We start from the raw sequence: 22,541 nt of genomic DNA, 5'->3' as shown, positions 1-22,541 counted from the left end.
GAAAGCATTTTTTGTCGCCCCCTTCCAGCGCGGACCAGCACGGAAACCGCAAGCGCTCTTTTGGCATGCATGCGCGCACGTCGCGGCATGTCAGGACGTCATGTCACACCCCTAATATAAATATGTCGGCATGACAGCCGGATGACAGTGCGCGCGCGCCGCACGTACGCTCTGTACATGACAGTGTCGTTACAGTTCGTTTCATCTTGGAAATGTGGAGTTTTTACTACTGTTGTAAAATCGCACAGCCTTTTCACGTTGGGTGCGCTACCGCACCGAGCTGACGGAACTTGCACTGTTATGCTTTATCCAACATCGCTGCTGACGTATGCGTTGTCATCAACTTTAACCTACGGGAGTTACCTGTGAACAATACCAAGAAGATCGCCCTGGCTGCCGCACTGCTGTGCGCATCCGGCGCCACCCTCGCCCAAGAGATCAACCCGTCGTGGTACATCCAGCCAAGCGTCAACCACGTGAAGCCGGATGCAGACTTCGGCGTGGACGATCGCGACACCGGTGGCGGCCTGAAGTTCGGTAAGGCGGTGCACCAGAACTGGGACATCCAGATCGGCGCCAGCCAGACCCGCTTCGAGCAAGGCCAAAGCGAGTATCGTCAGACCCTGCTGGGCGTCGACGCCCTGCTGATGCTGAGCCGCGATCGCTTCCGTCCGTTCGTCCTGTTCGGCCTGGGCGCCGAGCGTGACAAGGTGAACAACCCACTGCGCAACGTCGAGAAAAACTCGCCGTACGCTACCGTCGGTATCGGTTTCCAGGCCAGCCTGACCCCGCAATGGTCGCTGCAAGCCGACCTGCGCACCGTGCGCGGCTTCCTGCGTGATGACGAAGAATTCGGCTTCAAGCGCAGCAACAACAAGATGCTGACCGTCGGCCTGAACTACGCGTTCAACCCGCCGCCAGCGCCACCGGCACCGGCTCCAGCCCCAGTGGTCGAGGCTCCGCCTCCAGCACCGGCGCCAGTCGAACCGCCACCACCACCAGCACCGCGCTTCCAGAAAGTGACCCTGGAAGCCACCAAGCTGTTCGCCTTCGACAAGGCTGAAGTGATCACCCCGGCGCCGAAGCTGGACGAGATCGCCGCTGCCCTGCAAGCCGACACCTCGGTCACCAACGTCGAAATCACCGGCTACACCGACCGCCTGGGTTCGGAATCGTACAACCAGAAGCTGTCGGAGCGCCGCGCCAACGCCGTGCGTGAATACCTGGTCGGCAAGGGCATCGACGGCAACCGCCTGCGCGCCATCGGCAAGGGCGAAGCCAACCCGCTGGTCGAGTGCAACCAGAAGAACCGCGCTCAGCTGATCGCTTGCCTGGAGCCAAACCGCCGCGTTGAAGTCGACCAGATCACGGTCGAAGTGCCAGTGCAGCAGTAATACCGTAGGCGACACCGCCCCGACGCACTCGCCTTCCCGCCCGCCGTCCCGTACGGCGGCCGGGAAAGCGGGTGGTCGCGGCGACGCTGAATCAGGGGGCTTCGGCCCCCTTTTCATTTGGAGGATGGGATATGGCAGTTAAGAAATGGTTCCCTTACACGCACCAGATTCTGAAAGTCCTGCGTTGCGCGGTAACGGAATGGCTGGACCACCGTGCCTCCAGCAAGGGCGCAGCCTTGGCCTTCTACACCCTGTTTTCGCTGGCGCCGATCCTGGTGCTGGTGATCGCCGTCGCCGGCTTCTTCTATGGCGAGGAAGCCGCGCAAGGCCAGTTGCTGGCCGAGCTGCGCGGGCTGCTGGGGGCGCAGGGGGCGGACACGATCCAGGCCATCCTGGCCGGCGCCCAGAACAAGGAGACGGGCCGCTTCGCCACGATCGTCGCCACCGTGCTGCTGATCGTCGGCGCCACCACCGTGTTTTCCGAGCTGAAGGACAGCCTGGACGAGATCTGGGGCCTCCCGGCGCCGGCCGACGCCGGCATCTGGAACACGATCCGCACCCGCCTGCTGTCGTTCGGCATGGTCCTGGTGCTGGGTTTCCTGCTGATGGTGTCCCTGGTCGTCAGCGCCGCCACCACGGTGGCAGAGAAGTTCATCACCGGTGTGTGGCAGGAAGCCGCCATCATCATGGGCTGGATCGCCTCGGGCATCGGCTTCCTGGTCATCGCCACCCTGTTCGGCGTGATCTACAAGCTGCTGCCGCGCGTGCGGCTGTCGTGGAAGGACGTCACCATCGGCGCGCTCGGCACGGCGGCGATGTTCACGCTGGGTAAGTTCGGGATCGGGCTGTACATCGGCAACAGCGGCACCACCGACAGCTTCGGCGCCGCCGGTTCGCTGATCGCGCTGCTGCTGTGGGTGTATTACTCGGCGCAGATCTTCTTCCTGGGCGCCGAGTTCGCGCGCCAGTACGCCCTGCAGATGGGCAGCTTGCACAACAAGCCGAAGGAAGTGACGGGCGTGGAACCGAAAGCCAATACCGCGTAAAAAACCATGCCGGGCCGGCCGGCCCGGCATGCCCGCGCGGCGGCTGCGGCGCTTATTCGCCCAGCAGCTCCGACACCACTTCCATCCCCTCGACCCGCTCGGCCACCACCTTCAGCACCATCACCACCGGCACACCGAGCAGCAAACCCCAGACGCCCCACAACCAGCCCCAGAACAGCAGGCTGACGAAGACCGCCGCCGGGTTCATGCGCGCGATCTTGCCGGTCATCCAGGTGGCGACGACCATGCCGACCAGGGTCGCGATCGCCATCGAGGCGCCGCCCACCAGCATCACCATGCTCAGGGTCTCGAACTGCAGGAAAGCCGCCAGCCCGGTCGCGACCGTGATGACGAGCGGGCCGAAATACGGCATCAGGTGGGCCACGCCGGCGAAGGCGGCCCAGGCGCCGGCGTTCTCGAGGCCGATCAGGCGCAGCGCGCCCCACATCAAGAGGGCGAGCAGGATATTGGTCACCAGGAGCATGAACATATAGCTCTGGATCGAGGTATTGATGTCGTCCAGGATATGGACCGTGACTTTCTTGCGTGTGAGCGAGGGGCCGGTGAGCTTGACCAGCTTGCGCTTGAAGGTGTCGCCCGCCAGCAGCAGGAAGAACACCAGGAACACCACCATGGTCGCCTGCGACATGAAGGCGGCCAGGCTCATCGAGCCGGCCAGCACCCAGTCCATCACGCGGATCGGCGAACTGGCCGCGGCGGCCGGCGGCGGATACTGGCGCCGCTGCTGCGCCAGGCGCTTGGCGTCGGCGCCGACGTTGCTCGCGGCGCGCTCGATCTCGGCCGCCGCCGCCTGCATCTGCTGCAGGGTCGAGCGCTGGCCGCTGGTATTGGTGAGGATGCGCGTGACCTTGTGGGTCAGCGTCGGCAATTCATCGAGGATGTTGAAGAATTCGCCCTGCAGCCGGTACAGGGTGCCCGCCATCGCGCCCACGATCACGGCCGTGACCAGGGTGGCGCCGATGATGCGCTTGACGTGCCAGCGCTCGAGCCAGCGCACGACGGGATTCAGGGTATAGGCGATCAGGATGCCGAGCAGCAGCGGCACGAAGAATTTCTGCGCCCACTGGAGCGCGAACACGAAGGCGATGGTGGCGAGGATGCCGAGCGACAATCCGCGCGCATTGACGTGCAGCGGCACGCGCATGCCGCCGATGTGCAAGGCGATGTCGTCGCCGGCCGCGCGCGTGTCCGCGCGCGCGGCGTCGGGGGCGGCTGGTTCAGGCGAAGGGTTGGATGCTGCCGGCGTGGCCGGATCGGTTGGTGCTAGCTGCATGGTATGCCTGAACGAGATGCCGGGCCGCCCCGGTTATCCGCATATTATTTCACACGGATGTCGTTCTTGACCGAAGTCACGCCTTTGACGCCACGGGCGATCTCGACCGCGCGCTGCGCGTCGCGTGGATCGGCCACGAAGCCCGACAGCTGGACGTCGCCCTTGAAGGTTTCGACGTTGACTTCGCGTGCCTTCACGTTCGGGTCATTGACCAGGGCGGCCTTGACCTTGGTGGTGATCACGGCGTCGTCGATGTACTCGCCGGTGCTGGCTTGCTGGTTGGTCGACGAGCAGCCGACGGCGGTGATGGCGACGGTGGCGACGAATGCGGCGGAGATGAGGTTCTTGGCGATTTTCATGATGGCTCCTTATTGATAGTCATGGTGGTGCAATACCCTTGCGGGCGGGTTGGGCGGCGCCGGCAATCCGGCCCGCAGGTTCTTTCATTTGCCGTAGGCCGTCCGGGTGGTGCTGATGCACCCTTCCTTGACGTCACCGGCGAAGGCGTCGCACTTCTGCAGTGCGACGCGGTATTCGGCGTCGATCTTGGCGCCCTGCGCTTCGAGGCGCGCCTCGATCGCCTTGCGGTCGGCCCGGGCGTCGGCCTGGCTGGCCACCAGGGTCGCCTTGGCCTGGCGCTGGCACACGTCGCGGTCGTTGCCGACCGCGGCGCCGCAGCGCGTCTTGTCGCGCTCGTAATAGGCCGAGGCGATGCGCATGCGCGCCTGGGTATAGGCCGCCAGCGTGTTCTTGTAGGCGGCGCCCGCTTCTTCCTCGACGCGCACGCGGGCGGCGCGGGCGTCGGCGACGCAGATCTCGTGCGGGACGCCGGCCATCACGTCGCAGCGCGCCTTGGCAGCGTCGTAAGCGGCTTCGGCGGCGTCCATCGCCTGTTGGTAGACGATCTTCGCTTCCGGCTGCTGGGCGGCAGCCTGGCCAGCCCAGCCGAGAGCTGCACCGATCAGAAGGAGCGCATGCGACGTCTTCATTGTTTTTGTTCTCCACTTGTCAACATTGGAGACATCTTTACATGCCGTGCAGCGGGTTTCTGTTCGATGCCGAACACAACTAACAGACTCTTGGCGCACGCCTATAGATGGGTAGACATAGAACAAGCCAAACGCTGGAAGCGGGATTGCGCCAGCCGACTCGGCCACCTCCAGCATAGTGATAGCGGCAGGCTCTACCCTCGGAACAAGGTGGGTGCGGCAACGCACAGACCCTCCCTGGTCACCTGACTATTCTGGATTCACACTTTTGTCAGGAGAACAACATGAATGCTAACCGCAAATTTATCGTCGCCCTGCTCGCGACCGGCGCGCTTCTCACTGGCTGCGCCAGCAACAGCTCCCAGCCTTATGGCTACAACAATGGATACGGCTCGGGCAGCAGCACCGCCTCCGCCGGCTACGGCGTGATCGAATCGATCCAGGTGGTCCAGGGCGAGAACCGCACCAGCGGCGCCGGTGGCGTGCTGGGCGGCGTGGTCGGCGCACTGGCCGGCAGCCAGATCGGCAGCGGCAGCGGCCGTACCGCAGCGACGGTGGCCGGCGGCCTGGCTGGCGCCGTCGTCGGCAACAACGTCGAGAAGAACCGCAATGCCGCGGGTCCGGAGATGTACCAGATCAATATGCGCATGGATAACGGCGAATACCGCGCCGTGACCCAGGACAGCGCCTACGATCTGCGCGTGGGCAACCGCGTGCGCATCGTCGACGGCCGCGTCTACCGCTACTGATCCACCGGCGCGAGGCGGACGGGAGCATGCCTACCGCCCTCCTCGCGCACATCCGGCCGGCGCACCGGCCATCGAACAGCTGGAGGCAACCATGACCATTCTCACCCGCATCGCGCGTGGCGCCTGCGCCTGCGCCCTGGCCGGCGTCGCCTTCGCGGCGTCGGCCCAGGATACCTTGCAGGCCGGCACCGACGCGACCGTCAACCCGACCGTCGCCCGCCAGCAGGCGCGGGAGATCGCGCAAGGCGACCCGCCGCGCTGGTATCGCAACGATCCCCAGCAGCAGACGCTGCGCAAGGAACTCGGCGCGGCGCTGCAGGAGGCGCAGAACGCCTGCCGCAAGGCGCCGGCGGCCGAACGCAAGTCGTGCATGGACGAGGCGCGCGCCACCTGGCAGCGCGAAACCGCCCAGCTCGGCAAGCCGATGCCACGGCAATAGGGGCAATCAACGCATCGACGAAGCGGCCATCCCGGTGGCCGTTTTTTTTCGCCTACTTCTTCTTGCGCCGCGGCGGCAGCGGATATACGTCCGCCACCAGGGTGCTGTCGCCGATCTGGCGGCTGGGCGACGCCGAGTCGTGCACCACCAGCAGTCCCTGTTCGCGCCCGTCCTGGCTCGAAAACAGCGAGATGCCTTCGGGGTGGTCGGCACCCTGCCCGAACGGCAGCGCCAGCACGTGTTCCAGCATGTCCCGCCCCACCACCGAGGCCTTGTCCGGCCGCGCCCCGCCCGGCCAGCGCAGCAGCGCCACGGGCCCGTCGAGGTCCATCGTCGGTCCGGCCAGGATCAGGAGATCCTTGCCTTGCACACACAGGTCGCGGATGCCCAGGCCGTTCAGGTCGAGGAAATGCTTGCGGTACAGGGCGCCCTCGTCGTCGAGCGGCGCCAGCCGCAGCCAGCCTTCTTCACCATCGTCGACCGGCGCCACCTCGACGATCGCGGCCCAGCCGCGCAGCACCGGGCCACGCAAGCCCAGCAGCACGTTCCTGCCGGCCAGGGCGATGCCCTCGATATCGAAACCGTTGTCCTTGCCGGGAATGGCCAGGAAGGGACCGAAGTGCTCGTCCTGGCGCAGCAGCCCCGTCAATTCGTTGCCGTGCTCGTCGCCGCGCAGCAGCGCCGCGGTGCGCCGCCTGCCCTTGTGCGCGGCTTCCTTCTGCAGCGTGAAGCCGCCGTCCTGCCTGACGAGGGGAATGCGCGCCAGCAGGTAGCGGTTGCCGTCGGCGCTGACGCTGGCCAGGCGCTTGTGCGTGCGCCGCACGCCATCGCCCGCGTCCGGCTGCTTGCGACGCAGGCTGTGCGAGCCGGTCAGCCACAGATAGTCACCGTCGCTGGCCAGGCCCTCGATATCGGCTTCGTTGATGCGCTTGCCTTCCTCGTCATGCGGTGGCAAGGGCAGCTGCAGGAAGTCGTGCAGCGCGAACTGGTGGTGCGCGCGCGCAAAACTGGTCTTGCCGCGGCTGTCCTCGGCCGCCAGGGTCAGGCGCTCGATGGTGAGCGACTCGTCGTTGGCCACCCATAAGGTGTCGCCCATGCGCAGGGCCACCGACAGGCCGTTGCGCAGCTCCTTGCCGGGGCTGAGGTCATCGCGTTCAGGATGGAATTCGAGCAGGACGATATTGGACGGATGCATGCTGCGCCTCGGGGATCGGTGTTGACCCCAGCATACCGTATGAGCCTGCTTCTGAGCGTCCGCCGAGCGCAAGTCGTGCAGCCCTCGAACAGGTCCCTGCGCAGGGAAAGATGTCGAAGAAGAGGCACGCCATACGTCAACCGCCGGCCGTGGCGTGCGTTATATGCCCAGTGCGATGCCCAGTGCGACAAGCGGGAAATGATCTGCAAAGGACAAAAAAGACGGCGTCCAATCCCCGATTGCGACGCCGCTCAAGCCCCACCATATTCTGTACAACACGATCCGCCCTGTCGTTCTTGATGGCGGCGCGATCGCTCATGCCTCAACTGCTCGTTTCAACCGGCGTTCCGGCTGGTGGTTGCCGCAAAACTCCTCGCGGCAACGCTTCGAAGACAGCTTACCCTTATTCTGGTATTTGCTGCGCCCGTTTGCGATTGACGTACCAGCCCAGTGCGCCCAGCACCAGGGCGGCGCCCGCCGCTTGCTTGCCCAGCCGGCGCTGACGCACGAAATTGACCACGCCCAGCGCATAGGGCAACAGCACCGACACATTGGTTCCGGTTGGCTTCAGCATGGCGTCGGCCCGGGCACGCAAGGCCCAGGTCGCATGATCCATCGCCGAGTGCAGCATGACTTCGGGCTTGATGCCGTACTGGATGCTGGCCTTGGCATGCGCCACGCCTGCACGGAAGAACTCGCCTTCACGCAATAGCTCCGCCTTGCGCACCGCCGGATCGAGGCTGTGCTGGTGACCGGCCAATCCTGTCGTTCCGTTTTGATTCTGCATACTTTCTCCCTTGGTGACACCGCTTGTATTCGCCGCTTGCGATCGCCCGTCGAGGCAGGCGCCCGTCAAAGCCGTTTACAACAGCATTTCGCGGTCGTTCTTGAGTTCTTTCATCGTCGCCGGGAAGGCCAGCTTGTTCTGCTTGAGCAGCGCCAGTCCCTTCGCCACCAGCACCGCCGTGATCAGGGCGAAGACCGCGAACATGATCAGCAGGATGGTCCAGCCCATCGAGTCCCACGCCAGCGCCACCACCGTCATGGCGCCGAAGGCGATGGCGAACCAGACCGCCAGCACCGCCGCCGCGAAGATGGCCAGCAGCTCGATCACGTGGTTGCGGATCTCGGACAGCTCGAGCGCCGCCAGTTCGACGCGCGAGACCGCCAGCCCGAACAGGCTCTTGAACAGGCTGGAGATACCGCTGATGACACCAGGGTTATGTACGATCGCGTCTTGTTTATCCACGTCAGTCCCCCGGCCTTATTGCTTGCGGCTCAGCAGGACGCCGAGCAGCACACCGACGCCGGCCGCGATCGCCATCGTGCGCCATGGATTGTCCTTAACGTAGACATCGGCCGTGTGGGCCAGTTCCTTGCCCTTCTCCACGGCCTGGGTCGGCAGCAGGCTGGCGCCACCCAGGGCGCGGTCGAGCAGCTCCATGCCGCGTGCGCGCAGCTCCTCGGCCTTTTCGCCGGTCAGCGAAGCGGCCGCGGTCAGCATCGACTGGGCATCGCGCACCAGCGCCTTCATGTCGGACTGGGTGGCGTAGGTGCTGCCGCTGATCGGGTGCATGCTGCCGTTGGTATTGCGGGAAGTTTCTAGCATGTTCTACTCCTGTCACTGAAAATCATTGAAAAAACCGGATGCGAACAACCCGGCACGGGCCCGGGCCATGGCCCGGGCCTGGCCGGGGTCCGCACCAGCCTGACGCCTCAGGCCAGCAAGTCGCGCAGATCGTCGGCATGCTCTTCTTCGACCGCCATGATGTCGATGAGCATATTGCGCGTGGTCGGATCCTTGTCGCCGATCGCCGCGATCATCTGGCGGTAGGACTCGATCGCCACCCGCTCGGCGATCAGGTCGGCCCGCACCATCGCCTGCACGTCGTCGGACTCGTCGTACTCGGCGTGGCTGCGCGCGGTGAACGTGGCCGGGTTGAAGTTCGGCGAGCCGTTGAGCTGCACGATGCGTTCGGCGATACGGTCGGCGTGGTCCTGCTCTTGCTGGGCGTGCTCGAGGAACTCGGCCTTGATATGACCCGTGTTGGGGCCGGCCACCGTGTAGTAATGGCGCTTGTAGCGCATCACGCACAGCAGTTCGGTGGCCAGGGCGTCGTTGAGCATCGCGATGACCGCTTCGCGGTCGGCCTGGTAACCCTCGGTGACGGCGCCGTCATCGAGGTTGGCCGCCGCGCGGCGGATCGCCGCGATGTCGAAGCCGTGTGCCAGGTTGTTCGTCTGTTCCATGGTGTTCCCTCAATCAGTGTTCGGCGTGGTTCAACGCATTGCGGCGCGTGGCGGAATCTGCGCGCCATCGTTGGACAGCACGATCTCGACGCGGCGGTTCTGCTGGCGGCCGGATGCGTTGTCGTTCGACGCCACCGGGAATGCCTGGCCGTAAGCCTTCATCGAAATGCGGTCGCGCGGCACGCCCATCTCGCCCAGGGCGCTGGCGACCGCGTTGGCGCGGCGCTGCGACAGGTCCTGGTTGTAGCTCGCGCTGCCGGTACTATCCGTAAACCCTTCGACCAGCACCGTACGGTCCGGGTTCTCGCGCATCACGTCGGCCAGCTTGCGCAGGGTCGACATTCCGTTCGGATTCAGGGTCGCCTGGTTGGTGGCGAACAGCACGTCGCCGATCGTCACCACATAGCCGCGCTCGGTCTTGACGGCCTGGATGTCGTTCAGCAAGGCTTCCAGGTGGGCGGCGCGCTCGGACAGGGCGGCGTTCTGCTGCTGGGCGGCCTGGGCCTGGGCCTGCGCCTGCTGGGCCGCGGCGGTGGCGGCTTCGGCCTCGCGCTTGGCGCGTTCGGCTTCGGCGGTGCGCGCTTCGAGGCGCACCTGGTCGCGCTGGCGCGCGGCGTCGGCGATGTCGGCTTCGGCGGCCTTGGCCTTGGCGACTTCCTGCGCGGTGGCGATGCGCTGCTTGGCGACGTAGGCCAGGCGGTCGATGTCTTCCAGGCTTTCGCGGCGATGCGCGGCCTGGTTGGCCTGGTCGAGCGCTTCGCTGGCCTGCTTGAACTCCATCGGCGCATAGGTCGACACTTGCGGATTGTTGTTGGCGCTGACGAAGTCGGCGCGTGCCTGGTCCAGGGTCGCGGTGGTCATCGGGGCGCTGGCGCAGGCGGCGGCCAGCACGGCGGCGGCCAGGATCGAAACGGCGGATTTACGGTTTTTCATGTTCTTGTTCCTCTTCTTGTTGAAGCGCCGTTCGACGGCGCGGACTCATGCGTTCAATGCGGACCTCAAGGGTTCATCTCACTGGCTGTTGGCGCGATCGACTTCCTCGCGCAGCACGCGCAGGTCTTCGTTCAGCTGGGTCGAGGCGGCGGTCGCCTTGGCCGACACGGCCTTGCTCTGGGCCAGCTTGGCGTCGGCCTGGGCCTGGATCGCCAGCTCGCGCGCCAGCTTGTAGTCGCGCGCGGCCAGGGCCTGGTTGGCGCGGCCCATCTTGTCGCGCGCGGCGCTGATCTCGGCCGGCGCCAGTTCGGCGGCGCCCGCCGACACGGCGTTCTCGACCGCGTGGCGCGAGACCGCCACGTCGGCCGTCGCCGGGGCCTGGTCGGGGCTCGCGCACGCGGTCAGTGTCAGCACAACAGCGGCGCAGCTGAGGCGAAGCCCGGTCATCGTTTGATGTTTATTCATCGCATATTCTCCTGGGGAAGTGTTGTAGAGAACGTTATAAACCTGTTATGCCCGGCACTCAGTTCGTTGACGCACATTGATGCCGGCGCTGTCATCGTTTCGCGTGGAGTTGCCCGAACTGCCGAGTGTGCCGATGGTCTGAGCAGTATCGTGACTGGCACGGCGCGGGCGCTGAAAGCGGCGGCGAACACGTATGAAACATCGATGGATACCACCGACGCCTTCCGCAATAACTGGGGAGGTTCAACCGAGCGCGGCGCCCGGCATCTTCGACAGCGCCCACATGTCACGGCGGCCGAACAGCGCATCCATGAAGGCGGCGACACGCGCCGCTGAAACACCCTGTAACAACACGGCATGCCGATTGTGTGTTGCCGAACAGATCAAATTGGCAACGGACTCTAGTCTTGGACCAAGTCACCGAGAAACGATATACCCGAATGAACGAATCGAGCATCAAGCGTTATGCAAGCATTCCAGTCCTGCTGGCCTTCCTGGCTTGCGGACCGCTGGCAGGTTGTGCCTCAGGCATTCCCGGTTTCGGCAGCGTCGAGACCGTCGATGACGATGCCATCAGTGCCGGCGTGCGCAGCGCCATCAAGCTCGATCCTGAACTGACGGTTTCCGATCTCGATGTCGACACGTATCAAGGCATTGTCCGGCTTAGCGGCTTCGTGAGCTCGGCCGACAGCGTAGCAGCGGCGGCCTCGGTCGCGCGAACCGTCAAGGGCGTCAAATCGGTCAGAAATGACTTGCGCCTGAAGTAACCCCATCAAAGGAGATCATCATGAAAAACATCAAATCGCTGGTAGTGACCGCAACCCTGGCAACCGCCGCCTTCGGCATGGTCGGCTGCTCGAACATGTCGAAGCAAGACCGTAACACCGCCATCGGCGCCGGCGCCGGCGCCGTGCTGGGTGGCGCCGTGACTGGCGGTAGCGCGCTCGGCACCGTGGGCGGCGCGGCCGTCGGCGGCGTGATCGGCAACCAGGTCAAGACCACCAACTGATCGACGTCCTCGTCCGACACCAAACGCCCGGCTTGCCGGGCGTTTGTGTTTTAACGTGTCCTCGAGGGAGAACCGGGCAGGGTTGATTACAGGAACGCAGCATCCCCGCCGGCTCAACCGGCATGACCGTCCGGTACCGGCACGTCCGGGACCGGCACGTCCGCCACCGGCATGGCGCCGGCTTCCCTGACGATCGCATAGCAGCTGCAGGCCGCCGCCGCTAGGCCTTCGGGATCGAGGATCTCGATATTGCCGCGGCTGTAGTCGATCAGGCCTTGCTGCTGCAGCGCGCTGGCGGCCTTGGTGACGCCGACGCGGCGCACGCCGAGCGAATGCGCAAGGAATTCATGGGTCAGGTGGAATTTGTTGGATTGCAGGCGGTCACGCGTGACCAGCAGCGAGCGCGCCAGGCGCGCCTCGAGCACGTGGAAGCGGCTGCAGACGGCGATCTGGATCGCCTGCGCCAGCAGCGCGTCGGTATACCGGTACAGCACCTTCTGCAGCGCCGGATTGCGCTCAACCTCGCTGCGAAAACGCGCGCCCTCCATGCGGCTGGCGTTGCCGGCGCGCTGGACCACGGCGCGCACCTGGGTCGTGTCGTGGCCCAGCGCGCTGGTCACGCCCAGCATGCCTTCGCGCCCCACCTGGCCGACCTCGAGCGTCATGCGTCCTTCGGCCACGCCCAGCAGGGACACCAGGCAATCGTGCGGAAAATAAATGTGCTCGATCGGATCGCCGGCTTCGCACAGCACCTGCCCCGCCTCCACCCTGACCTGGTCCAGCATCGGCAACATGCGCGCGATTTCTTGCGACGGCAAAGCCGCCAGCAGCAGATTGCTGTGGCACTCCGCGACGGGCGGGTGGACGGCAGAGTTCATTCTTTCCTCAGGAAAAAATTGTAAGGATCAGTACGCAGCGCAAGCCGGATACGCCCCGTTCCAGATACATTTGCAAACAATTTCAGTCAGCGTAACCGCCGCCCCATGAGCGAGTATGTACGGTGACGCACGGAACCTTGGGTTGTTCCTGAAGACAATCATCGTACCGAGGCGTCAACGCCATACGAAAGGAATAAAGATGAATACGCCCCCACACAATCCCGTCAAGAACCGTACCCATCCCTTGCTGCTGCTGGCGGCGGCTGCGGTCGTGCTGTTCTGCCTGGTCGGCACCGCCGCCATCATGGGCTGGCTGCCCTCGTCGGTTGGCGGCACCGCCAACCGCCAGCTGACCGAAGCCGACCGCCAGGCCCTGGCGTCCACCCTGCCGCAGGATGTCCCCGAGCAGCCGGGCTATGCCGCCTATCCGGGCGCGCCGCTCGCGCCGGCACAGCAGGCGCAGCAGCAGGCCTATGCGCCGGCGCCGGCCCAGGCCGTCCCCGCGGCCCCGGTGCAGCAGCTTGCGCCGGCCGCCGCCCCGGTCGCGGCAACGCCGGTCAAGGAAAGCAAGCCGACCCAGGTCGCCGCCAATGAGCGCGACTGGTGCTCGAACTGCGGCAACGTGGAATCGGTCCGCACCATCACCCAGCGCGCCGAAGGCAGCGGCCTGGGCGCGGCCGGCGGCGCCGTCATCGGCGGCCTGCTGGGCAACCAGGTCGGCGGCGGCACTGGCCGCACCCTGGCCACCGCGGCCGGCGCGATCGGCGGCGCCGTGGTCGGCAACCAGGTCGAAGGCAATATGAAGGCCACCACCAGCTACGAGATCCGGGTGCGCCTGGACGACGGCACCCTGCGCACCTTCCGCCAGAACAGCCAGCCGCAATGGCGCAGCGGCGACCGCGTGCGCATCGTCAAAGGACGGCTGCGCTCGGTGGCATAAGCGGGATGGCCTGATCTCAGGCAGGCTGCATGGCTAGCACATGGCCGGGATTGCGCAAGCGTCCCGGCCAAACTTTTTCCTGAATGCAATGTGCGCCAACGCACGGAATTATGGATGAGCTGACCCGACAATCGAATCACGCTGCAATGAAAAGCGGGACACCATCAATCGTGGGAGAAGCGCATGAACAGCATGGCATGGATCGGCATCATCGTCTGGGGAATCGTACTCACTCTGTTCGGCCTGTTGTCGGCCGGACCAGCGCCCGATGGCAACGGGCACCTGCAGCCGCAGGACATCGTGTTCCTGATCGCGGGCGGCCTGCTCACCTGCCTGATCGGCTGCACCGGCCTGGTGGGCATGATGGGCTGGATTCCCGGCTTGCGAAAGCGAAAAAGTTGCGCATAATGTACGCCATCGAACGGTACGCAACGGTGGGCAAGTACATACTGGAATCACAGCGCAACCAGCGCAAACAGTAGAGGAGAATCCACCATGTTATATACCATCGCTGTCGTTCTCGTTATCCTGTGGCTGCTCGGCCTGGTGACCTCGTACACCATCGGCGGCTTCATCCACATCCTGCTCGTCGTCGCCGTCATCATGATCCTGGTTCGCCTGATCAGCGGACGCGGCATATAGCAGTAAAATGACAAGTGACGCTTGTCGCAAGACCCAATCCGTTTCGCGGTCGCGCCTGATTCGGGCGTGACGACGAAACGGATTTTTTACTTAAGGAGTTCCACGATGCAGAAAAACTTCATCAAAACCACCGCCGCCATCGCCATGGTGGCCCTGACCGCCACCGGTTGCGCCGACATGAGCGCCACCCAGCGCGGCACCGCGACCGGCGCCGGCATCGGCGCCGGCCTGGGCGGCCTGATCGGCGGCACCACCAGCGGCGGCGGCGGCGGCCGCGTTGCCGGCGGCGCCGCCATCGGCGCGGCCGCGGGCGCCGTGATCGGCAACATCTGGTCCAAGCGCATGGAAGCGCAGAAGCAGCAGATGGAACAAGCCACGCAAGGCACCGGCGTGCAAGTGACCCAGACCCAGGACAACCGCCTGAAACTGGAAATCCCGAGCGACATCTCGTTCGACACGGGCCGCTCCGACATCAAGGGCAACTTCCAGCCGATCCTGCAGCGCTTCGCGCAGACCCTGCAGGAGAACCCGAACACCAACGTCGTCATCATCGGCCACACCGACAGCACCGGCAGCGATTCGATCAACCAGCCGCTGTCGGTCGACCGCGCCTCGCGCACCCGCGACTACCTGGCCGGCCGCGGCGTGAACCCGAACCGCATCACCATCGAAGGCCGCGGCTCGCGCGAACCGATCGCCTCGAACAACGACAACGCGGGCAAGGCGCGCAACCGCCGCGTCGAGATCTACGTCGCCGAACCGGCGCGCGGCTGATCGCCCCCCCCATCAACGACAAAGGCCGGCGATGCCGGCCTTTTTCATTCCCGACGCGGCGATATCACGCCGCTTCGGTGAACGCCAGGTACAGCTCGCGCGCCTGGCGCGCGACCGGGCCGGCTTCGAGCGTGCGCTCCTCATAACGGGTGCACGGCGTGACCTTGCCGTAGTTACCGGTGCTGAAGATCTCGCGCGCGGTATTCAGTTCGGTGGCCTTGACGCTGCGCTCTTCGACCTGCACGCCGGCCTCGGCCAGCAGCGCCATCACGCGCGCACGGGTGATCCCCGCCAGGAAGGTGCCGTTCAACGCCGGCGTCACCACCTTGCCATCCTCCGTCACCAGGAACAGGTTCGACGCCGCGAATTCGGCCACGTGGCCTTCGGCGTCGAGCATGATGGCCTGGTCGAAGCCGCGCTCTTTCGCTTCGCGCATGGCGCGGGTCGAATTGGCGTACAGGGCCGAGGCCTTGGCGTCGGTCGGCGCCATGTTCGGCTGCGGACGGCGCAGGGTCGACAGGCAGGCCGAGAAACCGGTGAACGGCGGCAGCGGCGCATCGAACAGGGTCAGCGCGAACTGGCTTTTTTCGGCGACCGGGATCAGGAAGCCCTCGGAGCCGAACACCAGCGGACGAATATAGAGTTCGGCATCATGCGGGAATTTGGCCACGCCTTCGCGCACCAGGGCTTCCATTTCTTCGACCGTCAGCGGGCAGCGCAGGCCCAGTTTTTCGGCGGACGCGATGACGCGCTCCAGGTGCGGACGCAGGTCGGGCAGCTTGCCGCGGATCGCGCGCGCGCCGTCGAACACGGACGAACCGAGCCACAGGCTGTGGTCCATCGCGCCATACAGGGGGGTGTTACCTTCAGCCCATTGGCCGTTGTAATAAGTGAGGTACATGGCTTCCTTCCAGTGCAGAGCACTCCAGTGTATCGGCACTGGTGTGCCTGCGTCCAGTAGGCTGTATGGACCGGCAAACCGAAAGGATCTCGATGATTCACCCCACGCCGAGCGCGCCACGTGTACGCTGCCAGTAGCTCCTGCGTCGATCCAATCCACTGGCTCCCCCACTAATACGCCGGGATATCTCATCGAACCGCGCGCTCCCGTCGGGCCTGGCAGTGTGATCGGCAAGCTCGTTGAGCCTGCAATCACGCCAGAACCATGCCGCCGACAGGGCGGCGCCTTCGGGCGCCAACAACAGGTCCGGCTGCGCCAGAGCGTCCAGACCTGCCCTCTGAGCGAACGCGGCATAATTCTGGCGTCCGGTTATCGCGATCAGGCCACGGCCCCTGTAGCGCCAGCCGTCTCCACTGGCTTCGTCGCCGTTACCCATGCGATCGGCGTAAAGTCTATTCGCGATCGCCTGGGGGTTGTGACCATATGCGGCGGCTGTCTGTACGTCGGGAAAACGTTGTGGCCAGACTTGAAGCAGGCGCTCGGGGCGATAGTTCAACGGCTCTTCGACGTGTTGCAACTCATCCGACTCGGCCAGCACCTGGGCAAGAAAGGCCGACCGGCGCACAGGGGTGTTGATGTCGCAGGCCTGCATCGCCGCATTCAACGGTTCCAGCCATATTTTTGCAAGTGCATCGCCGTCGCTGCCAGTCAGGATTGCCTTCAACTGGTCAAGCGTAATGCCATTGCCCGATACCTCTGCGCTCGTGTCATGTGGTTGCTGCACGGCTGCTTCGTTCGCCGTCGGGGGCTGCCTGACTGGCTCAGGTGGTCTGGTCGGCTCGACGGTAGGTGCAGACACACCCGCAGGCTGAGCAACGGGGACATGCGCCGTCGATGCCGTTTCGGCATGCGCCGAGTGCGCCTGCTCGTCCATGAACAACGGTTTGCGCGCAAAACCTATGTGATACACCGAATACTGCAACACCACCTGCTGCTCACCGAGCATATGTGAGACGCCGCCCCTTTCCATGCCAATAATATGGCCGCGTGGTGTTCCGGTCAGGCATCGATTGACCTGTTCCATCTGCTGCCGAATTTCTTCTTCGGTACGCATATTCCGCGGGTCATCGTTGCCCACCACGATACGGGCAACGAAGCTGACATCTGCCATCTCAAACTGTCCAGTCATACCGTCCTATCTCCATATTGACGTTACCGCCCCGTCAATACCCCGCCAGGCGCCGGAGTACGCGTGGCGTGACGATAGATACTCCAGGGAACTTCCTGAAAGAGCAAGACTTTTATTGCAGGACCGCCTCGAGGATGGCTCACCCACCGACCTACTGTTCGCTGCCACACCATATTTACCGGCCTCGTCGCGTACACTATGGCTTTCCGGTAAAAATTGTTTTCATGCTTGCTACTCTCGAACGGATCGATCCTTACAGCGACGACATCGACCTGCTGGTCGAGTTGGTCTGCCACCTGCGCCCGCGCCAGCGCTGGGTGTGGCAGGACGGCGACGATCCGGCCCAGGCGGTGCGCACGCTGACCCAACTCCTGAAGGGCAATCCGGCCCAGGCCTGGGCGCTGCGCCGCTACCTCACGACCCTGCTCGAGAAGCGGCGGCACACCAGTCTTTACAGCGATATCGGGATCCTGTCGAACGACGGCTTCGTCACCGAACTCAAGAGCCGCATCACCTACCGCTTCCTGCCGCCCGCGCTCGACAACCTGTATTTATCGGACGCGCTCGACCAGGTGCTGTACCGCGAGGACGACTTCGAATGGATCCGTGCGGTGCCCGACAGCGACTGGATGCAGCTGTTCGACGTGATCGCCAATGCCCCGCCGCCGGACGACAGCGCGCCCGGCCGCGCGCGCCTGGTCACGCTCAAGGGCCTGCTGGACGCGATCCGCACCCTGTCCTGCCGCATCTGCGCGCTCGGCCTCGAGCCGCGCCTGGTGCACAGCTACAGCCAGATCGAGAATTTCGATTCGCCCTTCCTGATGCAGAACATCGAGGCCAACCGCTACCTCGACGAATACGCGCGCTATCTGGCCGGCGAGCGCGAGCATCCAGACGACGCGCGCCACCTGCTGGTGATGCTCGACCAGTGCGAGGACGTGGTGCTCAAGATCCGGCGCCTGGCGCTGTCGAACGGCACCAGCATCGCCCTCACCTACCTGCTGGTGGCGGTGCAGCAGAGCATCGACCGCCTGCAAAAGCTGCTGTTCCTGGTCGACGTCGACGAGAAGGGTTCGACACCGGCGCCGGTGCTGGAAGTGATGGACGAACTGGTGGTCGACGGCGAGGTGCTGCTGCCGGTGGCGCCGCAACCTGACAAGCCGGGCCAGCTGGCGGTCCCCGACGCGGCGCTGCTCAGCCCGCGCCAGCGCGCCGCGATCTCGCTGGCCGAGGAGTTGATCGAGGCCCACAACACCAAGTACCAGGTCAGCGGCCTGGTGCGCGACAACGTGCACCTGTTGGCGCGCAATGTCACCGAGAACGCCAGCCGCACCGGCGAGCACTACATCGCCGAAGACCGCAAGGACTTGCGCAAGATGCTGTGGTCCTCGTCCGGCGCCGGCTTCATCGTCGGCTTCATGGCGCTGTTCAAGATCCTGCTGGGGTACCTGAGGACGCCGCCGCTGGTCGAGGCTTTCCTGTTCAGCATGAACTACTCGCTCGGCTTCGTGCTGATCCACATGCTGCACTTCACGGTGGCCACCAAGCAGCCGGCCATGACGGCGCAGCGCATCGCGGCCTCGCTGCACCGCTCCGCCAGCGGGCGCGGCATCGACGTCGACAAGCTGGCCGAACTGGTCAACAAAGTGTTCCGCACCCAGATGGTGGCGGTGCTCGGCAACGTGCTGGTGGCCTTTCCGGTGGCCCTGGGCATCGCCGAGTTCGTGCGCTGGCACACCGGCCACCACTTGGTCGACCCGATCAAGGCGCTGCACCTGCTGAACGACATCGACCCGCTGCACAGCCCGGCCCTGTTCTACGCCGCCGTCGCCGGCGTCTGGCTGTTCGTGGCCGGCCTGATCTCGGGCTACTACGACAACAAGGCGCTGTACACGCGCATGGGCCAGCGCGTGCAGCAGATCCGCGGCCTGCGCCGCCTGCTGGGCGCCGAGCGCGTGGCGCGCCTGGGCCGCTATGTCGAGGACAATCTCGGCGGCCTGATGGGTAACTTCTTCTTCGGCATCCTGCTCGGCACCACCGGCACCATCGGCTTCCTGCTCGGCCTGCCGATCGACATCCGCCACATCACCTTCTCGGCCGCCAATTTCGCGACCGCCCTGGTGGCCCTGGACTACGGCATGAGCTGGGCCCAGATCGCCAACGCCACCGCCGGCGTGCTGCTGATCGGCACCGTCAACCTGCTGGTGAGCTTCGGGCTGGCGCTGTGGGTGGCGCTGCGCGCACGCAAGATCGTCTTCAAGCGCTGGATCCTGCTGGTACAGGCGCTGGGCCGGCGCTTCGCCTATTCGCCGGTCGAATTCTTCCTGGGCCCGCGGCATCGCCAGTTGCCGCCGCCCGATACCGAGTCCTCGAGGGGAACAAAATGAACAAGAAGCGCTTCGCCGCCTGGTTCGGCTTCATTGCTTTCGTCTGCGTGGTCGCCTCATGCAAGGCCCTGCCCGACCGCAGCACCATCGCCGGAGCGCCCGACAAGGCCGTGCCCACCGTCGCCACGCAACGCGGCGAACTGAAGGACGGGCAGGCAGCGGCGCTGCTCAAGCGGCGCTGGGCGCGCGCCTCGCCCGACCTCAAGCAGCTGGCGGTGCTCGAAGAGCAGGCCACCGGGGTGCCGCTCATCGCCGGCAACCAGGTCTCGCTGCTGTTCGACGGCCCGGCCACCATGCGCGCCATGATGGAGGCGGCCAGGAACGCGAAGAGTTCGATCAACCTCGAGACCTATATCTTCGACCATGACGAGATCGGCGCCCAGTTCGCCGAAATCCTGATGCAGAAGCGCGCCGAGGGCGTGACCGTCAACATCATCGTCGACGGCGTCGGCACGCTGGCCACGCCGAAGGAATTCTTCGAGCGCCTGCAACAGGCCGGCATCAATGTGCTGGTGTTCAATCCGGTGAATCCTACCAAGCGGCCCGGCAAATGGGCGCTGAACAACCGCGACCACCGCAAGATCATGATCGTCGACGGCAAGGTCGCCTTCACCGGCGGCATCAACATCAGCAGCACCTATGCCAACAGCTCGCTGTTCCGCTCGAACAAGCGCGCCAGCAAGGTCAACGAGGAAGACGTCGGCTGGCGCGACACCCACATCAAGATCGAGGGACCGGCGGTCGGCGCCCTGCAGTGGGCCTTCATCGACAACTGGGTGCACCAGGACGCGGGCGAGCTGCCGCAGGTCGAGTACTTCCCCAAGCTCGCCCCGGTGGGCGAGAAAGTGGTGCGGGTGCTGGCGACCTCGCCCGACCGCGATTCGGAAATCTACAAGTCGCTGGTGCTGGCGATCGGCGAAGCGAAGAAATCGATCCACCTGACGGCCGCCTATTTCGTGCCGGACCGGCAGATCGTCGACGGCCTGATCGCGGCGGCCAAGCGCGGGGTCGACGTGCAGCTGGTGCTGCCGGGCGTGTCGGACCATGACTTCATCAAGTATGCGGGCGAGTCGTTCTACCACGAGCTGCTGGAGGGCGGCGTGCGCATCTTCCAGCTGCAGGTGGCGGTATTGCACGCCAAGACCACGGTCATCGACGGCATGTGGTCGTCGATCGGCTCGGCCAATATCGACCGCCGCAGCTTCATCCACAACTACGAGGTCAATGTGGTGGTGCTCGATCCGCACTTCGGACGCGACATGGAAGCGGCGTTCAGGGAAGACCTGCGCCACTCGAAGGAGATCAAGCTCGAAGACTGGAAGCGGCGGCCCTGGGGTGATCGGCTGCGCGAGATGATGTCGCGCCTGACCGAATACTGGATCTGAAACACGGGATACGCACTACAGCGGCCGGTTCACAGACCGGCCGCCAGCATCCCGTCACTATGCGGCGACCAGATGCTCCCGGCGCGCACGAACTTCTCGGTCGTGACCAGCGCGAACCGTCCCCCCACCAAGTCCCAGCCATAGCGGTCGATCTCGACCCGCTGCGGCTCGACCCGCACCACGTTGAACGAATTGACCTCGCCGCGCCCGCGGGTGGAGGTGGCGGTGCCGGCCTGGACCACGAGCGCCGCGTACTCCGCGATCTGGTAGCGCGCCGCCGTGCTGCCGGCGTGGCTGGCATGCATGTGGCCGGCCATCAGGATGTCGACGTTGGTCTCGGCGAACACCTCCATCGCCATCGGCGCGCGCACCACGAGGTCGCGCTTCTCGAAGTGTTCCGGCAGATCGAAGGGGTGATGGGTAACGACGATGCGCGTGACCTGCGGCGGCAGGCCCGCCAGGCGCGCGCGCAGCCCCGCCACCTGCTCGTGGCTGATGCGGCCATCCTTGATGGTCAGCGAGCGCGCGGTGTTGACGCCCACCACGGCGATCTCGTCGTCGATGAACACGGGCTCGAGCTCGTCGGTGATGTAGCGCTTGTAGCGCGCCAGCGGCCGCATGAAGCGGCGCAGCACGTTGTACAGCGAGATGTCGTGGTTGCCGGGCACGATGATCTGCGGGCCGGGCAGCGAATCGAGGAAGGCGCGCGCCTCTTCGAATTCCTCGACCTTGGCGCGCTGGGTCAGGTCGCCCGAGATCACGACCACGTCGGCCGCGATGCGCTCGACCAGTTCGCGCAAGGGGCCGAGCAGCGCCTGGTCGACGCGGCCGAAATGCAGGTCGGACAGGTGAACGAGGGTGCGCATGCGGGAATCTCCTTTTTTACGACGCTTATATCTCTTGGCGCGGCGCCCCACCGGACGCGCGCCGCTCGCGCGCGGCCCGGCGCCGGTTGAGGGTGGCGGCGCCGCCGATGCAGATCGCCAGCCAGCCGCAGCCCTCGGCCAGCGCGGCCAGGATGTCGGTCAGGTAGTGCGCGCCGAGGTACATGCGCGAGAACGCGACCAGGCCGATCATCAGCCCTGCCAGCACGAAGGGCAGCACCCGCCCGATCCATGACCGTGCATGGCGCGCGAAGTAGCAGGCCAGCAGGCCGTACAGCACGGTGGCGGCCATCGTGTGCCCGCTCGGGAAACTATAGGTGGTGAGGGTGAGGATGGGTTCCGCGAAATGGGGACGCGCGCGCTCGAAGGTATGCTTGAGCGCCACATTGAGCAGCATCCCGCCCGGCACGCTCGAGACCAGCGCCACGATCCAGTAGCGATGCCCGCGCCGGTAGAACCAGACGCCGACGCCGAAGGCGATCGCGAGCACGCCGGGCGTGCTGTGGAGGTGGGTCAGCACCAGCAGTGCATCGCGCAGCAGGCCGCCCTGGCTCGCATGGGCGTGCAGCCAGTCGGCCACCACCAGGTCGAGTCGGGTGATCGGGGCGCCGGCGACCACGGCGCCCGCGAGGTGGGCGAAGCCCGCCATCGCCAGCAGCAGGAACACGATGCCGACGGTGAGATGGAGGCCATATTCACCTTCCGGCGAGAAGCGGGCGGCGGCGAAACGGTGAAGACGGGGCAGGACATTGCTCATGACATTGATTATGACCGACTTGGCGAAAAAACCACACACGC

Annotated in this window: 28 protein-coding genes; 13 read left to right on the top strand and 15 right to left on the bottom strand. The window is 65.3% G+C overall.

Annotated elements, in window-relative coordinates; genetic code table 11:
- Positions 1 to 365: 365 nt before the first annotated feature.
- Both ABIB42_RS19135 and ABIB42_RS19130 read left to right on the top strand, forming a co-directional pair.
- Positions 366 to 1,394 carry an OmpA family protein gene (locus ABIB42_RS19135; RefSeq protein WP_005671323.1) on the top strand — a complete coding sequence of 343 codons (1,029 nt, stop codon included), beginning with the start codon at positions 366 to 368 and terminating at the stop codon, positions 1,392 to 1,394.
- A 131-nt stretch (positions 1,395 to 1,525) separates the two neighbouring features.
- Positions 1,526 to 2,440: a YihY/virulence factor BrkB family protein gene (locus ABIB42_RS19130; RefSeq protein ID WP_005671326.1), complete on the top strand. Its 915-nt coding sequence runs from the start codon at positions 1,526 to 1,528 to the stop codon at positions 2,438 to 2,440.
- Between the two features lie 52 nt (positions 2,441 to 2,492).
- Here ABIB42_RS19130 and ABIB42_RS19125 read toward each other — a convergent pair whose 3' ends face one another.
- The 3 genes from ABIB42_RS19125 to ABIB42_RS19115 all read right to left on the bottom strand — a co-directional run bounded on the left by ABIB42_RS19125 (position 2,493) and on the right by ABIB42_RS19115 (position 4,723).
- A complete protein-coding gene (locus tag ABIB42_RS19125; protein WP_005671328.1) occupies positions 2,493 to 3,734 on the bottom strand; it encodes an AI-2E family transporter in 1,242 nt (413 codons plus the stop codon).
- Positions 3,735 to 3,778: 44 nt separating this feature from the next.
- Positions 3,779 to 4,093, bottom strand: a complete 315-nt coding sequence (locus ABIB42_RS19120; protein WP_005671329.1) for a BON domain-containing protein — start codon at positions 4,091 to 4,093, stop codon at positions 3,779 to 3,781.
- A gap of 84 nt (positions 4,094 to 4,177) precedes the next feature.
- Complete coding sequence (locus ABIB42_RS19115; RefSeq protein ID WP_005671331.1) at positions 4,178 to 4,723, bottom strand: hypothetical protein; 546 nt, start codon at positions 4,721 to 4,723, stop codon at positions 4,178 to 4,180.
- A 284-nt stretch (positions 4,724 to 5,007) separates the two neighbouring features.
- Here ABIB42_RS19115 and ABIB42_RS19110 point away from each other — a divergent pair, with 284 nt between their 5' ends.
- Both ABIB42_RS19110 and ABIB42_RS19105 read left to right on the top strand, forming a co-directional pair.
- Positions 5,008 to 5,472 (top strand): glycine zipper 2TM domain-containing protein, encoded by a 465-nt coding sequence (locus ABIB42_RS19110; protein WP_005671333.1) that lies wholly within the window; start codon positions 5,008 to 5,010, stop codon positions 5,470 to 5,472.
- Positions 5,473 to 5,563: 91 nt separating this feature from the next.
- Positions 5,564 to 5,911: a hypothetical protein gene (locus tag ABIB42_RS19105; RefSeq protein ID WP_005671335.1), complete on the top strand. Its 348-nt coding sequence runs from the start codon at positions 5,564 to 5,566 to the stop codon at positions 5,909 to 5,911.
- Positions 5,912 to 5,963: 52 nt separating this feature from the next.
- Here ABIB42_RS19105 and ABIB42_RS19100 read toward each other — a convergent pair whose 3' ends face one another.
- The 7 genes from ABIB42_RS19100 to ABIB42_RS19070 all read right to left on the bottom strand — a co-directional run bounded on the left by ABIB42_RS19100 (position 5,964) and on the right by ABIB42_RS19070 (position 10,754).
- A complete protein-coding gene (locus tag ABIB42_RS19100; RefSeq protein ID WP_005671337.1) occupies positions 5,964 to 7,106 on the bottom strand; it encodes a DUF3616 domain-containing protein in 1,143 nt (380 codons plus the stop codon).
- Positions 7,107 to 7,509: 403 nt separating this feature from the next.
- Complete coding sequence (locus ABIB42_RS19095) at positions 7,510 to 7,893, bottom strand: hypothetical protein (RefSeq protein ID WP_429248823.1); 384 nt, start codon at positions 7,891 to 7,893, stop codon at positions 7,510 to 7,512.
- A 75-nt stretch (positions 7,894 to 7,968) separates the two neighbouring features.
- The gene (locus tag ABIB42_RS19090; protein WP_429248822.1) at positions 7,969 to 8,355 is read right to left on the bottom strand and encodes a phage holin family protein; all 387 of its coding nucleotides are present in this window, start codon (positions 8,353 to 8,355) and stop codon (positions 7,969 to 7,971) included.
- Between the two features lie 15 nt (positions 8,356 to 8,370).
- On the bottom strand, positions 8,371 to 8,715 hold the full coding sequence (locus ABIB42_RS19085) for a DUF883 family protein (protein ID WP_005671343.1): 345 nt from the start codon (positions 8,713 to 8,715) through the stop codon (positions 8,371 to 8,373).
- A gap of 107 nt (positions 8,716 to 8,822) precedes the next feature.
- Positions 8,823 to 9,356, bottom strand: a complete 534-nt coding sequence (locus ABIB42_RS19080) for a ferritin-like domain-containing protein (RefSeq protein WP_005671345.1) — start codon at positions 9,354 to 9,356, stop codon at positions 8,823 to 8,825.
- Between the two features lie 30 nt (positions 9,357 to 9,386).
- Complete coding sequence (locus ABIB42_RS19075) at positions 9,387 to 10,289, bottom strand: OmpA family protein (RefSeq protein ID WP_005671347.1); 903 nt, start codon at positions 10,287 to 10,289, stop codon at positions 9,387 to 9,389.
- 78 nt (positions 10,290 to 10,367) lie between these two features.
- The gene (locus ABIB42_RS19070) at positions 10,368 to 10,754 is read right to left on the bottom strand and encodes a DUF4398 domain-containing protein (RefSeq protein WP_005671349.1); all 387 of its coding nucleotides are present in this window, start codon (positions 10,752 to 10,754) and stop codon (positions 10,368 to 10,370) included.
- On the opposite strand from ABIB42_RS19070, the gene ABIB42_RS19065 reads away from it, so the two are divergent.
- The 3 genes from ABIB42_RS19065 (at position 10,743) to ABIB42_RS19055 (ending at position 11,763) form a co-directional block, all read left to right on the top strand.
- A complete protein-coding gene (locus ABIB42_RS19065) occupies positions 10,743 to 11,090 on the top strand; it encodes a hypothetical protein (RefSeq protein ID WP_429248821.1) in 348 nt (115 codons plus the stop codon). The genes ABIB42_RS19070 and ABIB42_RS19065 overlap by 12 nt on opposite strands.
- A 104-nt stretch (positions 11,091 to 11,194) precedes the next feature.
- Positions 11,195 to 11,521, top strand: a complete 327-nt coding sequence (locus ABIB42_RS19060) for a BON domain-containing protein (RefSeq protein WP_005671351.1) — start codon at positions 11,195 to 11,197, stop codon at positions 11,519 to 11,521.
- 20 nt (positions 11,522 to 11,541) lie between these two features.
- Positions 11,542 to 11,763, top strand: coding sequence for a glycine zipper 2TM domain-containing protein (locus ABIB42_RS19055; RefSeq protein WP_005671353.1), 222 nt, complete (start codon positions 11,542 to 11,544; stop codon positions 11,761 to 11,763).
- Between the two features lie 113 nt (positions 11,764 to 11,876).
- Here the strand turns inward: ABIB42_RS19055 and ABIB42_RS19050 are convergent, their stop codons facing one another.
- On the bottom strand, positions 11,877 to 12,641 hold the full coding sequence (locus ABIB42_RS19050; RefSeq protein WP_005671357.1) for a Crp/Fnr family transcriptional regulator: 765 nt from the start codon (positions 12,639 to 12,641) through the stop codon (positions 11,877 to 11,879).
- Between the two features lie 199 nt (positions 12,642 to 12,840).
- On the opposite strand from ABIB42_RS19050, the gene ABIB42_RS19045 reads away from it, so the two are divergent.
- The 4 genes from ABIB42_RS19045 (at position 12,841) to ABIB42_RS19030 (ending at position 14,997) form a co-directional block, all read left to right on the top strand.
- Positions 12,841 to 13,581 carry a glycine zipper 2TM domain-containing protein gene (locus ABIB42_RS19045; RefSeq protein ID WP_005671358.1) on the top strand — a complete coding sequence of 247 codons (741 nt, stop codon included), beginning with the start codon at positions 12,841 to 12,843 and terminating at the stop codon, positions 13,579 to 13,581.
- 183 nt (positions 13,582 to 13,764) lie between these two features.
- Complete coding sequence (locus tag ABIB42_RS19040; RefSeq protein ID WP_005671360.1) at positions 13,765 to 13,989, top strand: hypothetical protein; 225 nt, start codon at positions 13,765 to 13,767, stop codon at positions 13,987 to 13,989.
- Positions 13,990 to 14,076: 87 nt separating this feature from the next.
- Positions 14,077 to 14,223 carry a lmo0937 family membrane protein gene (locus tag ABIB42_RS19035; protein WP_005671362.1) on the top strand — a complete coding sequence of 49 codons (147 nt, stop codon included), beginning with the start codon at positions 14,077 to 14,079 and terminating at the stop codon, positions 14,221 to 14,223.
- 105 nt (positions 14,224 to 14,328) lie between these two features.
- Positions 14,329 to 14,997 carry an OmpA family protein gene (locus ABIB42_RS19030; RefSeq protein ID WP_005671364.1) on the top strand — a complete coding sequence of 223 codons (669 nt, stop codon included), beginning with the start codon at positions 14,329 to 14,331 and terminating at the stop codon, positions 14,995 to 14,997.
- A 64-nt stretch (positions 14,998 to 15,061) separates the two neighbouring features.
- On the opposite strand, the gene ABIB42_RS19025 is transcribed toward ABIB42_RS19030, so the two are convergent.
- Positions 15,062 to 15,898, bottom strand: a complete 837-nt coding sequence (locus ABIB42_RS19025) for a branched-chain amino acid aminotransferase (protein WP_005671366.1) — start codon at positions 15,896 to 15,898, stop codon at positions 15,062 to 15,064.
- 97 nt (positions 15,899 to 15,995) lie between these two features.
- Positions 15,996 to 17,069: a glycoside hydrolase family 19 protein gene (locus ABIB42_RS19020; protein ID WP_229409939.1), complete on the bottom strand. Its 1,074-nt coding sequence runs from the start codon at positions 17,067 to 17,069 to the stop codon at positions 15,996 to 15,998.
- A gap of 242 nt (positions 17,070 to 17,311) precedes the next feature.
- Here ABIB42_RS19020 and ABIB42_RS19015 point away from each other — a divergent pair, with 242 nt between their 5' ends.
- Together ABIB42_RS19015 and cls are read left to right on the top strand one after the other, a co-directional pair.
- On the top strand, positions 17,312 to 19,474 hold the full coding sequence (locus ABIB42_RS19015; RefSeq protein ID WP_005671370.1) for a site-specific recombinase: 2,163 nt from the start codon (positions 17,312 to 17,314) through the stop codon (positions 19,472 to 19,474).
- Positions 19,471 to 20,859, top strand: a complete 1,389-nt coding sequence (gene cls, locus ABIB42_RS19010; RefSeq protein WP_071363390.1) for a cardiolipin synthase — start codon at positions 19,471 to 19,473, stop codon at positions 20,857 to 20,859. The genes ABIB42_RS19015 and cls overlap by 4 nt, the downstream gene beginning before the upstream one ends.
- 29 nt (positions 20,860 to 20,888) lie before the next feature.
- Here the strand turns inward: cls and ABIB42_RS19005 are convergent, their stop codons facing one another.
- Both ABIB42_RS19005 and ABIB42_RS19000 read right to left on the bottom strand, forming a co-directional pair.
- Complete coding sequence (locus tag ABIB42_RS19005; RefSeq protein ID WP_005671374.1) at positions 20,889 to 21,725, bottom strand: metallophosphoesterase family protein; 837 nt, start codon at positions 21,723 to 21,725, stop codon at positions 20,889 to 20,891.
- 25 nt (positions 21,726 to 21,750) lie between these two features.
- Positions 21,751 to 22,500 (bottom strand): phosphatase PAP2 family protein, encoded by a 750-nt coding sequence (locus ABIB42_RS19000; protein ID WP_005671376.1) that lies wholly within the window; start codon positions 22,498 to 22,500, stop codon positions 21,751 to 21,753.
- Positions 22,501 to 22,541: the final 41 nt, after the last annotated feature.

Source organism: Massilia sp. UYP32, from assembly GCF_050434365.1.
Lineage (GTDB): Bacteria > Pseudomonadota > Gammaproteobacteria > Burkholderiales > Burkholderiaceae_D > Telluria > Telluria timonae.
Note: the sequence above shows the minus strand (reverse complement) of the source record. Positions and strands in the feature narration are given on the sequence as shown.